The sequence below is a fragment of the Nitrosomonas marina genome, assembly GCF_900110145.1.
GTDB lineage: Bacteria > Pseudomonadota > Gammaproteobacteria > Burkholderiales > Nitrosomonadaceae > Nitrosomonas > Nitrosomonas marina.
Window position 1 is genome coordinate 36,864 of the sequence record NZ_FOCP01000009.1, and the last position, 12,966, is coordinate 49,829.

10 protein-coding genes are annotated in these 12,966 nt (G+C 43.7%); 3 read left to right on the forward strand and 7 right to left on the reverse strand.

The window, feature by feature from the left end; all coding sequences use genetic code 11:
* Positions 1-37: 37 nt before the first annotated feature.
* From serS to BMX44_RS07970, 6 genes are all read right to left on the reverse strand, one after another.
* A complete protein-coding gene (gene serS / locus BMX44_RS07945; RefSeq protein WP_090630904.1) occupies positions 38-1,351 on the reverse strand; it encodes a serine--tRNA ligase in 1,314 nt (437 codons plus the stop codon).
* A gap of 81 nt (positions 1,352-1,432) precedes the next feature.
* Positions 1,433-2,773: a replication-associated recombination protein A gene (locus BMX44_RS07950; RefSeq protein ID WP_090630907.1), complete on the reverse strand. Its 1,341-nt coding sequence runs from the start codon at positions 2,771-2,773 to the stop codon at positions 1,433-1,435.
* Positions 2,757-3,398 (reverse strand): outer membrane lipoprotein periplasmic chaperone LolA, encoded by a 642-nt coding sequence (gene lolA / locus BMX44_RS07955; RefSeq protein WP_090630910.1) that lies wholly within the window; start codon positions 3,396-3,398, stop codon positions 2,757-2,759. Before lolA ends, BMX44_RS07950 begins: the two co-directional genes overlap by 17 nt.
* A 73-nt stretch (positions 3,399-3,471) precedes the next feature.
* A complete protein-coding gene (locus BMX44_RS07960; protein WP_090630913.1) occupies positions 3,472-5,772 on the reverse strand; it encodes a DNA translocase FtsK in 2,301 nt (766 codons plus the stop codon).
* 141 nt (positions 5,773-5,913) lie between these two features.
* Entirely contained in the window at positions 5,914-6,852 is a 939-nt protein-coding gene (locus BMX44_RS07965) for a GGDEF domain-containing protein (protein ID WP_090630916.1), read from the reverse strand.
* A 519-nt stretch (positions 6,853-7,371) separates the two neighbouring features.
* A complete protein-coding gene (locus BMX44_RS07970; RefSeq protein WP_090630919.1) occupies positions 7,372-7,782 on the reverse strand; it encodes an RDD family protein in 411 nt (136 codons plus the stop codon).
* A gap of 163 nt (positions 7,783-7,945) precedes the next feature.
* On the opposite strand from BMX44_RS07970, the gene BMX44_RS07975 reads away from it, so the two are divergent.
* Entirely contained in the window at positions 7,946-8,581 is a 636-nt protein-coding gene (locus BMX44_RS07975) for a TetR/AcrR family transcriptional regulator (RefSeq protein ID WP_177167710.1), read from the forward strand.
* A 161-nt stretch (positions 8,582-8,742) separates the two neighbouring features.
* On the opposite strand, the gene BMX44_RS07980 is transcribed toward BMX44_RS07975, so the two are convergent.
* Positions 8,743-11,058: a penicillin-binding protein 1A gene (locus BMX44_RS07980; RefSeq protein WP_090630925.1), complete on the reverse strand. Its 2,316-nt coding sequence runs from the start codon at positions 11,056-11,058 to the stop codon at positions 8,743-8,745.
* Positions 11,059-11,271: 213 nt separating this feature from the next.
* On the opposite strand from BMX44_RS07980, the gene BMX44_RS07985 reads away from it, so the two are divergent.
* Complete coding sequence (locus tag BMX44_RS07985) at positions 11,272-12,375, forward strand: pilus assembly protein PilM (RefSeq protein WP_090630928.1); 1,104 nt, start codon at positions 11,272-11,274, stop codon at positions 12,373-12,375.
* On the forward strand, positions 12,372-12,959 hold the full coding sequence (locus BMX44_RS07990) for a PilN domain-containing protein (protein WP_090630931.1): 588 nt from the start codon (positions 12,372-12,374) through the stop codon (positions 12,957-12,959). Before BMX44_RS07985 ends, BMX44_RS07990 begins: the two co-directional genes overlap by 4 nt.
* Positions 12,960-12,966: the final 7 nt, after the last annotated feature.

Here is a 12,966-nt window from a genome sequence, read left to right on the forward strand (position 1 = left end):
CCTGTCAACATATAATTAATTAAAGTTTCAATTATTTTCATTGTCCTCCTGCAGTACACAATTGGTCAAGACCATTCATATAGGGACGCAGTATTTCAGGAATAGTAACGCTGCCGTCAGCGTTCTGATAGTTCTCTAAAATAGCGACCAGCGTTCTGCCGACAGCCAGACCAGAACCGTTTAGGGTATGTAAAAGCGATGTTTTTCCATTTTCGTTGCGAAAGCGCGCTTGCATGCGTCTGGCCTGGAACGATTCACAATTGCTGCAGGAAGAGATTTCCCGGTAGGTATTTTGTGCGGGCAGCCACACTTCAATATCATAAGTTTTTGCTGCAGAGAAACCCATGTCGCCCGTACACAGTGCAACAACTCGATATGGCAGCTCCAGTTTCTGCAGTATGGTTTCAGCATGTCCAACAAGTTCCTCTATCGCAGCGTAGGATGATTCGGGATGAACAATATGCACCAGCTCAACTTTATCAAACTGGTGTTGGCGAATCAAACCGCGAGTGTCTCTGCCATAACTGCCGGCTTCTGAGCGAAAGCAAGGCGTATGTGCGACGAATTTCAGTGGTAAGGACTGCAACGGTACAATCTCATCGCGCACAATGTTGGTCAATGAAACTTCGGCAGTGGGTATCAGATACAGTCCGGATGAATGCTCATTCTCAACGGCGTTTCCACCGGCCTTGACTGCGAATAAATCTTCCTCGAATTTTGGCAGCTGGCCAGTGCCATGCAGACTCTCATGATTGACTAGATAAGGAGTATAGGTTTCGACATAACCGTGTTCCTGTATATGCGTATCCAGCATAAATTGCGTCAAGGCGCGATGTAATCGAGCAAGGTTTCCTTTCATTATGCTAAAACGTGCGCCGCTCAGCTTCGTGGCCGCTTCAAAATCAAGCAATTTCAGCCCTTCTCCGATGCTGACATGGTCCTTTATTTCAAAGTCAAACGATGGAATAGCACCCCAGCGGCGAATTTCTTGATTGTCGGTCTCTCCATCACCTTTCGGAACGCTGTCATGCGGCAGGTTTGGTACATCGAACAAAATCTTTTGCAATTCGGTTTGTATCTGTTCCAATCGGGTAACGGATTGTTTCAATGCATCCCCTAGATTTGAAACCTGGGCAAGAATTGCAGTGGTGTCTTCGCCTTTACTTTTGGCCAGACCGACCTGTTTTGATATGGTATTGCGTTTGGCCTGTAATTCCTGAGTATGAGTCTGAATTTTTTTTCGTTCAGCCTCTAGTTGATTAAATCGATCAACCGGGAAAGAGAAATTTCTACTGCTTAGTTTTTCGATAACGTAATTGAGGTTAGTGCGTAATAATTGGATATCTAGCATGGAAACTCCGGGTGACAGATAATTGAGCGATTGTATTTTTGTCTGAATTTATGCGTAGTCTGTGGCTATACCGGAAACCGTTTAACGTTTTTTTCCAAAAGACTTGCGTTCTTTGGCCTTTTGATCCAGATTATGCAAATAATTCAGTTTTTCCTGTATCTTGTTTTCCAGACCGTTGCCTGTTGGTTGATAAAATTGTATATCTGGCATTTCTTCAGGAAAGTAACTTTCACCGGCTACGTAAGCTTCGGGATAGTCATGCGCGTACCGGTACTCATCTCCATACCCCATTTCCTTCATCAACCGCGTGGGGGCATTGCGTAAATGCATTGGCACTGGTCTGGATTCGTCTTTAGCAACGTAGGCCCGCGCTTTTTTATAGGCCAGATATGCTGCATTGCTTTTGGGTGCGCAGGATAAATACAGTACGGCCTGCGCCAGCGCCAGCTCGCCTTCAGGGCTGCCAAGTCGTTCATAGGTTTCGCAGGCATTTATAGTCACTTGTAAGCTGCGAGGGTCTGCCATGCCAATGTCTTCGGTGGCCATGCGTATCAGACGCCGTCCGATATACAAAGGATCGGCACCACCATCCAGCATGCGGCAAAACCAGTAAATCGCTGCGTCCGGTGATGACCCGCGTACCGATTTATGCAATGCAGAGATCTGATCGTAAAATGCGTCGCCACTTTTATCAAATCGGCGCCTGCTGCGGGATAATGCATTTTGCACCGCTGATGTGTCTATTTCATCGGTTTTGCTGTTTTCGGAAGCAATAATCATCTGTTCCAGCATATTAAGCATACGTCTTGCGTCGCCGTCTGCATAAGCGATAATTAACTGACGCGCTTCACTAGTAAACGTCTGCCGGAATGACATTGAATTTAACGCCCGGTTAAAAATTACCGTCATATCGTCATCGGTCAGCGCTGATAATGTATAAACCTGTGCGCGTGATAGCAGCGCATTGTTCACTTCGAATGACGGGTTTTCCGTAGTTGCGCCGATAAATGTAAACAGCCCCTGTTCGACATGCGGCAGAAAGGCATCCTGCTGGGATTTATTGAAACGATGTACCTCATCGACAAAAAGAATTGTATGCCGACCATTTTGCTGCAAAACTGCCTGTGCTTTTTCAATGGCGTTGCGAATATCCTTGATGCCTGATAATACAGCTGATAGCGCAATAAATTCCGCATTAAATACACGAGACATTAATCGTGCCAATGTTGTTTTTCCGGTACCTGGCGGGCCCCATAAAATCATGGAATGCGGTTTGCCGGAATCAATTGCGAGGCGTAATGGTTTGCCTTCACCAAGCAAATGCTGTTGTCCGATTATATCGTCAATAGTTTGGGGGCGAAGCTGCTCCGCGAGCGGAGCAGCGGGTGAATGTAAATCCAGGAAATCACTCACTGATGACATCGGCACCGTCCGGTGGCGCAAATTCAAAATGGTTGTCGGGCAGCACGGGGTTTTTAATCAGTTCTGAAAATGTTAGATAAGTGGTTTGTCCGAAATTGTCTCTTAATGCCATGTATTGCAAAACGCCATCGTGAGAAAAGCCCAATTGAATAAATTCGAAAGCGCTGTCCCTGTTTTTTGGAATTGCTTCCATCCACTCAATTTCATCCTGAATACCGAGATCGATTAATTCAAAATTATCTTCAATTGTGCTGTTGCCAGCCAGGAGCGCAGCCGGACTGCTGCCAATGGCAATATTGAATTCGCGGACCGTAACCTGGTTTAAATCATGATCGTAAAACCAAACCTTTCTGCCGTCACCAACGATAGATTGTTCGTAAGGTGTCTGATAGATCCAGCGAAATTTGTCCGGCCGTTCAAATTCAAGCGTTCCGCTGGATTTCTGAACGTTGCGGGCGTTTTTATCAAGCAATGTCTGGGAGAAATGGGCGCGTACAGTTTGCGTTTCTCGAATAAAGGTTCTTAATTGATCAACTGCAGCGGCGATAACTTCGCCGGGTGACCAGATTAGCAGAGCTAGAGAAAGAATCCATGGCGAGTATTTGCGATTGGCTGTTTGAAACATAAATTGTTTATTATCCGTGGCGATTCACGCAGTGATGATTGCAATCGAAGTGCAATAAATGATTTAACCGGTGCTACTCATTGCGCGCAGGTACGAGAACCTCGCGGTTGCCGTTACTTTGCATGGCGGATACCAGGCCGGCGCGCTCCATTTCCTCGACCAGGCGAGCTGCACGATTATAGCCAATTCGCAAGTTTCTTTGTACCAGGGAAATAGAAGCTCGGCGAGTCTTGACTACAATCTGAACGGCTTCATCGTAGAGCGGGTCCTGCTCTCCACCAGCCTGCTTTTTTGAGTCGTCTGCAGCATTTCCCGTATTATCTTCCTCTGTTGTATGCAGGATTTCTTCGACATAACAGGGTTCGCCATGCTCTTTAAGGTAATCGACAACCTTGTGGACTTCATGATCTGCAACATAAGCACCATGGACGCGCTGGGGATAACCGCTACCTGGTGGCAAATACAGCATATCACCCTGGCCAAGCAGTGTTTCTGCACCCATTTGGTCAAGAATGGTTCTGGAATCTATTTTGCTTGACACTTGAAAAGCTATTCGGGTTGGAATATTTGCTTTAATCAGACCGGTTATGACGTCAACGGAAGGGCGCTGAGTGGCCAACAGCAAATGAATACCAGCTGCTCGTGCTTTTTGCGCCAATCTGGCGATCAGGTGCTCGACTTTTTTTCCTGCAACCATCATTAAATCGGCTAATTCATCAATTACTACGACTATCAATGGCAATTCTCCAAGCTGTTCCGGCGCATCCTCTGGAGCCATCGGATTCATGATAGGCTCTTCTTTTTTGGCGGCTTCACGTATTTTATGGTTGTAGCCGTTCAGATTGCGCACACCCAGAGACGACATCAATTTATAGCGACGCTCCATTTCAGATACGGACCACCGCAGGGCATTTGCCGCTTCGCCCATATCCGTCACAACCGGTGTTAGCAAGTGGGGTATACCTTCATATACCGACAATTCCAGCATTTTCGGATCGACCAGTATCAGGCGGATTTGTTCGGGTGTGCTTTTATAAACCAGGCTTAAAATAATGGCGTTAATAGCTACTGATTTACCCGATCCCGTCGTTCCCGCCACCAGTGCATGCGGCATTTTTGCCAGATCGGAGACAACTGGCCGCCCGCTGATATCTTTTCCAAGTGCGATCGTCAATGGTGAGGCCGTATCTGCATACGGCTGCGAACTGAGAATTTCAATTAGACGTACAACCTGTCGCTTGGGATTGGGAATTTCCAGTCCCATCGTGGTTTTTCCCGGAATAGTCTCAACAACACGTATGCGAACAACCGACAGTGCACGTGCCAGATCTTTGATCAGGTTGATAATCTGATTACCTTTAACACCTACTGCTGGCTCGATTTCATACCGAGTGATGACGGGACCGGGGTAGGCTGAGACAACTTTGACAATAACACCAAATTCTTTCAATTTATTCTCGATCAACCGCGATGTTGATTCAAGAACATCTTTGGACAACACCTCGATGTTCTTGTCGGGTTCATCCAGTAAATGCAGCGGAGGCAAGGTCGATTCCGATAAGCTGGGAAACAAAGATTTCTGTTTTTCTTTTATTGCGCGTTCTGACTTTTCTATAGTAGTTGCCGGTAATTCAATGTGAATTGAACGCGTGTCGCGTGCAGGTTTTTTTTCCGTTGCAGATAGTTTAACGGGCTCATATTCGGCGTTAATCCACTGTGTTTGTTGACTGCGTCTGCTGTACCATTGTTCCTGAAGCCAGAAAATGCTGTTTTCAATGATTTCGCCAATTTTCTCGACAAAGCGCACCCACGATAGCCCGGTGAACTGGCTAAAACCTATCGCAATCAGTATTAAAAGTGTCATGGTTGCGCCGGTAAAACCGAGTAACTGTGATAGATAATAACTGATAGCTTCCCCAGAGATACCGCCGGATCCATATGGCAGGTTAATGTCCGCAGAATGAAAACGCAGTGACTCTAATCCGCTACTTGCGACTAGCAATAATAAAAAGCCACTGATTGACAGGAAAATTGAATGGCGGTCAAATATGCCGGCAACATCAATACGACGGTAGCTCCAGGAAACGGCAGCAAGACAAAATGCGACCCACCACCATGCCGATGCACCAAACAGGTAGAGTAAAAAATCTGACAGCCAAGCACCAATATGCCCGCCTGCATTTTTAATATGATCGTTGTCGCCGCTGTGCGTCCATCCCGGGTCTCCGCGATCGTAGCTATAAAAGATTAGAATGAGATAGAGTGCACCACCTACAAGCACCAGCCAGCCGGACTCGCGCAGCAATCGGGATACGCGCGGCGGAAGGGTGCGGCCGGTTGATTTGCTGGCCATTGATTTATTGATCAAACTCATGGATATTTCAAAGCAGTAAAGCTTTATACAATCTGATGAGTCTGGAATTATATAAGAAAATTGTACAAAAACGTCGATTGCCTGGACAAGGCTTTTCTCATTAAGGGGTTGTTTATCTCCAATGCCATGATTTTCAGAGGATCAACCTGATCTGGGCCGACACAAAATAGCAGGGATGTGAGATTTGTCCGACCGGTATGTTTCCGGTAATGTCGCTACATGGTTTTTACCATTTTGTTTTGCTTTGGCTAACGCATCTTCGGCGCGATTGTAAAATTTCCAAATATGATCTTTATCATTGAGCATGGTAATACCGACATTAACAGACAGTTCATGGTGAGTATCCTGCTGACTCATCTGAGATAAATTTTTGCATAGCGCCTCCGTTGCATCTTTGGCTTTACCGATGTCCGTTTCAACGTATACGACCGCAAATCGATTTAGGTCGATTCGATATAATTGATCAGAACTCCGAATGGATTTTCTAATTTCGTCGGCAAGTGTCTTGATATATTCATTGTGAATGTGAATTGTCGTATCTTCAGTTGTATTTGTAGCGATTGCATCAGATATATCAAAAATGGCCAGCGATAAATTCCGTTTGTATCGCTTACTTCGTTTTATTTCTGTTTTGGCTTCTTCTTCAAAAGCGCGGCTGTTTTTGCACTGAGTCAGTGCGTCGACATTGGTGTCTATCATGAGCATGTCGAGTTCATAATTCATTCTTTTGATTTTAAGCACCATATAAGCGGTAATGGTAATGATCAGTAATGCCAACAATCGATTTGTTACAACGACATCCATCGGCGCAACAATATAAGGCGAGAGAAAAAGCCCTGTCAGGATTAGGAAGAAGCCTATGGCAGTTGTAACATAGGTGCTCCAGTTATCTTTAAACCATATGCTTGCGAACACGATCAGTGCGTAGGGAGTGCCGGCCGCCACACCAAGCGGTGTTAGTAGGTCAAACAAAAAAATGCTGATTGAGGACAGAAAGAGAAACAACCAGTAGATATGATTGGCATATTGATTTTCAGGTAATTTGAAACGATTAATTTTAGGAAAAATTAGCGAACGCATATGGCCATCCTCACATCAAAATGTTAAGACATCAATTACAAACTACTTCTACGTCATAATTTTGACTTTATTAATTGTTAATTGGAATTTCAGGTATCCACATAAACAATAAATCAATTCTAACATATCAACCTTACTATACCCTGTTTCTTGCTATACTATACTATCCTAACTTAAATGCCTCAGTATAAATAAGACAAGTAATTTGGTTGTTTGTTTTTTTAAAGGTGAAAAATGAAGGAGAATCAAAAAACTGATGAGTGGCTTACATCAGTATGTTGATACCATTCTGCGTTAAATATCTGTAAAAATTTGCGGTGGATTTTTTTGGTCGCAACCAACAAAGACGCAGAACAGTAACAATAAGACAGGAGAGAAAACGCTTAGTATATGCATAAACAGAATGGATAATAACAGCCTTGTTGCTTTTGAGTTGAGGATAGATTTGTTTGGGTATTTATTCTCTTGATATGGTTAGTAATCATGTAGTGTACGAGTGATTGTTGCTTGGTTTTAAGTTTAGGCATTGACGAGGCGGGTACCTGCCAGTCTGTCATGGAGATACTGGTGGTCCCGGTCAAAAAGAGCCCAGAACATTCCCACACCAAATAACAATACACCGATCACAGCGAGCAAGTATCGGGTAATCGCTGCTCGTTTGTCCAAGTTGTCGCCATTCGCAGTTACCACGCGTATTTTCCAAGTTTGCATTGCCAATGTTTGTCCGCCATGCGTCCAAAACCAAATGAAGTAATAGCCCATGATAATCAATAGATAGAATTGATATAACGGAATAAAGTAATAGGCATTTGCATCACGAAAAATAAGGTGAAAAATAAAACTGGCAATAAAAATAACTGCCAGCAAAATTAGAAACTCGTAAAACAGGCTAACTAACCGCCGCCAGAAACCAGGGTAAGAGAATTTCATAATTTGGTTTTGTTTGAGTTGTATTGAATATATTAGCAGCTGATTATAACGCAGCCACTCGTCAGCTTTTCGAGATTGTATTAAGGTTTATCATTTCCATGCATGTATCAATAGCCGGCAAATGATGACTTATCTGAATAATGGTTTTTTTAATTATAGTCGTATGGAAACAAGTAAAAAGTTAATAAATAAACAGCAGAATAACATGCCCAAGAAAGGAAGACCGCTGGGATATGATCCGGAAGAAATGCTTGAGACATCAATGTTGCTTTTCTGGGCAAATGGTTTCGATGCAACATCCCTGGATGATATTCTGAGTGCTGCAAAGATTTCAAAGAGCAGTTTTTATCACATGTTCGGTAGTAAACAGCAATTGTTTGAGCGCTGTCTTTGTCGATATTGTGATTCACAGTTGGCTCAAATTGAGGAAAAGTTACAGCAATCAACTACGGGCCGCGATTTTATCGAATCGTATTTGAACGATTTGGTCGCTGCTGCCAGTCATGATGAAGATCGATATAAAGGTTGTTTCGTTGTCAATACTATTTATGAATTTGTGGGCTGTGATGTCAGTATTTCAAAGCTGATATCGAACATGATTGAGCGATTGAATCAATTGTTACAAGTCGCCATACAAAAAGGACAAGCAGAAGGTGTGATTACTACAGATAAAACCTCATCAGCGCTGGCTTGCTTTTTAATGAGCAGCATAGCAGGAATCAGAACTATGATTTATGCCAAGGTGGAAACCGACCAGCTCGAAGATGTTGTAGATGTCACATTGGCAGCTCTTGATTGAGTGTATTCTGTACACTATCAACTGTGCAAGAGGGAATTGGTGTGTGCCGGTTTTGGCTATGAGTTGCAACTTCAATAACGAATTGAATTGAGGAAGCTCGACGGTTTTTTAATTGGGATACCCATTCTGGTGCGATACCAGTTATTCTGATCCTAATTAGATCAGAATAACTGATCTTTCAGGTTTTGTGGCGCATGCTCGGGTTCATACAGCTGTTCCGTGGATATGGGCGGTAATTGTTCCCGAAAGAAATACTCTGTAGTACCATTTGAAAGAACCCTCAGCCCAGTTTCCGGATTGATTCTTTCAGCCACGATTCCATTCGGCGGGGAGTACTTGGCTTCAGGTTCATTTCTCAAAGCAGTCTCCATGTACTGTATCCACATTGGCAGCGCAGTCCGTCCTCCTGTCTCATTTTTTCCTAGAGACTGAGGTTCATCATAGCCAATCCATGCAACTGCTGCGAGGTTTTTCTGGAAGCCGCAAAACCACGCATCAACAAAATTACTGGTCGTGCCAGTTTTTCCGGCCAGGTCCGTCCGTTTAAGCTGTTTTGCTCTGGTAGCTGTGCCATAATTGATTACATCCTGCATCATGCTGGTCATAATAAATGCGTTACGAGGGTCAATCACGCGTTCTGTCTCTTTTAGCGCTGTGTTTCTCGTTTGCTCAAGGATGTTGCCATGATTATCTTCTATGCGGCTGATGAAATACGGTTTAATCCGGAATCCTCCGTTTGCAAATACAGCATACCCGGCAGCAATTTGTAGTGGTGTTACTGACCCTGAACCCAGAGCCATGGGTAAATAGGGGGGATGTTTGTCCGCTTCAAAACCAAATCGAGTGATGTAATCCTGAGCATATTGAAGATCAATCGCTTGCAAAATACGGATGGATGCCAGGTTTTTGGATTTGGCCAATGCCTCGCGCATGCGTATTGGTCCGCTATACTTGCCGTCAAAATTTCTTGGTTCCCATAACTTGCTGCCTGTCTGTGCTGCGCTAAAGGAAAGTGGGGCGTCATTGATAATTGTTGCTGGTGTGAATCCTTTTTCCAGCGAGGCAGAGTAAATAAATGGTTTAAAGCTTGAGCCGGGTTGTCGCCAGGCTTGTGTGACATGATTGAACTGGTTCAGATGAAAATCGAATCCGCCAATAAGTGCCCGGATTGCCCCATCGTTTGGATCAATGGATACAAGGGCAGCTTCGACCTTGGGCAATTGCACAACATGCCAGTTTTTCTCATGGTCTTGTTTGATATGGATGATTGCACCCTGGCTGATATGTTTTTTATCAACAGACTTTTGAGCACTCAGGTGCTTTCCAACAAAACTCAATCCTTCCGATTTTATGACAATACGTTCTCCACCCTTTTTGTATACCTGAATTTCATTTTTATTAACGCTCAATACGACGGCAGGAACAATGTCGTCACTCTCATCGATATCGTCAAATGCCGCTTCCAGCACTTTTTCCTGATCAGTACCATGCTTTGAAAGGTCAACATGCCCGACTGGACCACGGTAACCTCTGCGTCTGTCATATTCGAGTACGTTTGAACGCAGTGCCTGGTATGCTGCTTGCTGATCGGAAAGACGAATGGTTGTATAGACTTTGATGCCTCTGCTATAGGCTTCTTCCTTCAGCCGATCGTAAATAATCTGCCTGACCATTTCTGCAACGTAGTCGGCTGGCATTGCAAATTCCCTGGTCTGCTTGACAATTGGAACAGGCTGATTTTCAAGTTGTTTGAATTCTTGATCAGAAATATGATTGAGTTTGTGAAGACGGGATAGGACATAACGCTGCCTGGCTTTTGCACGTTTAGGATTGACTACAGGATTGAAACTGGAAGGCGCTTTTGGCAAACCGGCCAGCATCGCCGCTTCAGCCAGATTAATCTCCTGTAGCGTTTTGCCAAAATAGGTCTGCGCAGCTGCAGCAAAACCGTAACTGCGCTGTCCCAGATATATCTGATTGATATACAGTTCCAGAATTTTATCTTTGCTTAAGCTGTGCTCGATTTTAAATGCGAGCAGCGCCTCACTGAATTTTCGTGTCAGCGTTTTTTCTCTGGTCAGAAAAAAATTTCGCGCTACCTGCATGGTTATCGTACTGGCACCCTGACGCACACCACCTGCAGTGAAGTTAGAATAGGCTGCCCGCAACACACCCAGATAATCAACCCCGCTGTGCTCATAAAAGCGGTCATCCTCTGCAGAGAGGATGGCCTGTTTTAGATGGGCTGGCACCGCATCGATTCTGACGAGATCGCGGCGTTCGGTTCCAAACTCACCAATCAATAAACCTTCTTCACTATAAATCCGTAAAGGTATCTTGGGTTGATAGTCCGTTAATGTATTTAGCGATGGCAGCGATGAAAAAGTTACAAGTGCTGCAAAAATAAGCAGCAAAACACTGATCAGGCCTAATGCAAAAAAAGTAATGAACGAGTAATAAAGCCAGCGAGTAATCATGAAAATGAATCAAAGCACGTGAACAAAGTCAGGTTAAAACAGTTTTGGAGGGTATATCTCCCTTTTTTCCACAAATCCTTTTTTTTAGAGTCTGTCAGAATGTAGTCATATTGCAGGTTGTTCGGGATTAACAGACTATTTTTCAGGACATCAACTTAACTCTTGGAAAATTTGAAAATTAACTAACATGTGAGTATTACCTCAAATAACGCAATGTTCAAGGGAAAATTTGATTTTAATCTAGACTTTCTGAAAATGAAGTCACCCTCATTAATCGGTGTAGACATCAGTTCATCATCGATAAAAATGGTTGAATTATCGAAAGTCGGTAAAACGAGTGACAGTTATCGTGTTGAACGATATGTGATCGAGCCATTGCAGGCGGACTCGGTTCAGGACGGTGCAATCGTAAATATGGAAACTGTCAGCGAAGGTATACAGCGCGGTTGGAAACGACTGGGTTCACGCTGTAAAAAAATTGCATTGGCTTTGCCGGCTTCTGACGTTATTACCAAAAAAATTATTGTGCCTGCCGGGCAACGGGAGGAAGATCTTGAATTTCAGGTTGAAAATGAAGCCAGTCAATATATTCCATTCCCATTAGATGAAATTAATCTTGATTTTCAAATTATAAGGCCTTTACCCAACAATCCAGATGAAGTTGAAGTTCTGATTGCGGCATCACGCAAAGAGAAGGTCGAAGATCGTGTGGCAGCCTCGTTAACAGCCGGTCTGAAAGCAGTCGTGATGGATGTGGAACCATATGCTGCTCAAACAGTATATGAGTTGATTCAGAATCAATTTCCTGACAGCAGCGATGATCCAGTGATTGCTTTAGTGGATATTGGCGCTACTGTCATGAAAACTAATGTTCTGCATAAGGGTGAGTCCGTATATCTGCGGGATCAACCATTTGGTGGCGACCAGCTAACTCAGGAAATTCATAATCAGTTCAATTTATCGCTTGAAGAATCAGAAAAAGCCAAGCGAAATGGTGGACTGCCGGAAAACTACAAAACCGATGTGTTGCAGCCATTTTGTGAAACGCTCGCAATTGAAGTGATGCGGGCTATTCAGTTTTTTTATACATCTACGCAATATACAGAAATTGATTACATTTTGATAGCTGGCGGTTGCGCTGCGATACCCGACCTCGACAAGATTATCGCGGAACGGACGCAAGTTGGCACGTTTGTTGTGAACCCATTTTTGAATATGGAATTTTCCAGTCGAATTATTCCCAGGCAAATCAAAAATGATGCGCCTTCTCTTTTAATTGCTTGTGGTTTAGCTATGCGAAGTTTTGACTCGTTATGATACAAATTAATCTTCTTCCCCATCGAGAAATAAAACGTAAGGCACAGCAGCAGCAGTTCGCAGTTTCTGCCGGCATTATCTTTGTGGCTGGTCTGCTTACAGTCTGGGGTGTGCACTACATAATCAACGAAAAAATCGAGTTTCAAAGAGAACGGAACCAATACCTTAACAACCATATCGCAATTCTTGATAAACAGATCGAAGAAATCAGAGAAATCAAAAATCAAACCCAGGAATTGCTTGCAAGAAAGGGTGTTGTCGAAACGTTACAGGGTAATCGCTCCGAAGTCGTTCACTTGCTAGATCAGTTAGTAAGGTTGCTTCCTGATGGTGTCTATCTAAAAAGTATCAAGCAAGAAGACCGTACAATCAATCTGTCCGGTTTTGCGCAATCAAATGCATGGGTTTCAACACTTATGCGCAATCTTGAGTCTTCGCCATGGCTGGAATCACCAGCATTGATTGAAATCAAAGCAGTGACAGTCAATAACATGCGACAAAATGAATTCAACTTGAATATCAAGTTGAAACCAGTCGCAGATAGTGATGGTGAATTCGCTGTCGCCGGTTCTAATATTTTATGAGATTCGT

Excerpts from the sequence above, each read along its gene's own strand:
- BMX44_RS07950 (WP_090630907.1), bottom strand. The coding sequence starts at position 2,773 with ATGTCATCAGTGAGTGATTTCCTGGATTTACATTCACCCGCTGCTCCG.
- serS (WP_090630904.1), bottom strand. The coding sequence starts at position 1,351 with ATGCTAGATATCCAATTATTACGCACTAACCTCAATTACGTTATCGAA.
- BMX44_RS07990 (WP_090630931.1), top strand. The coding sequence starts at position 12,372 with ATGATACAAATTAATCTTCTTCCCCATCGAGAAATAAAACGTAAGGCA.
- BMX44_RS07960 (WP_090630913.1), bottom strand. The coding sequence starts at position 5,772 with ATGAGTTTGATCAATAAATCAATGGCCAGCAAATCAACCGGCCGCACC.
- lolA (WP_090630910.1), bottom strand. The coding sequence starts at position 3,398 with ATGTTTCAAACAGCCAATCGCAAATACTCGCCATGGATTCTTTCTCTA.
- BMX44_RS07965 (WP_090630916.1), bottom strand. The coding sequence starts at position 6,852 with ATGCGTTCGCTAATTTTTCCTAAAATTAATCGTTTCAAATTACCTGAA.
- BMX44_RS07970 (WP_090630919.1), bottom strand. The coding sequence starts at position 7,782 with ATGAAATTCTCTTACCCTGGTTTCTGGCGGCGGTTAGTTAGCCTGTTT.
- BMX44_RS07985 (WP_090630928.1), top strand. The coding sequence starts at position 11,272 with ATGTTCAAGGGAAAATTTGATTTTAATCTAGACTTTCTGAAAATGAAG.
- BMX44_RS07980 (WP_090630925.1), bottom strand. The coding sequence starts at position 11,058 with ATGATTACTCGCTGGCTTTATTACTCGTTCATTACTTTTTTTGCATTA.
- BMX44_RS07975 (WP_177167710.1), top strand. The coding sequence starts at position 7,946 with ATGGAAACAAGTAAAAAGTTAATAAATAAACAGCAGAATAACATGCCC.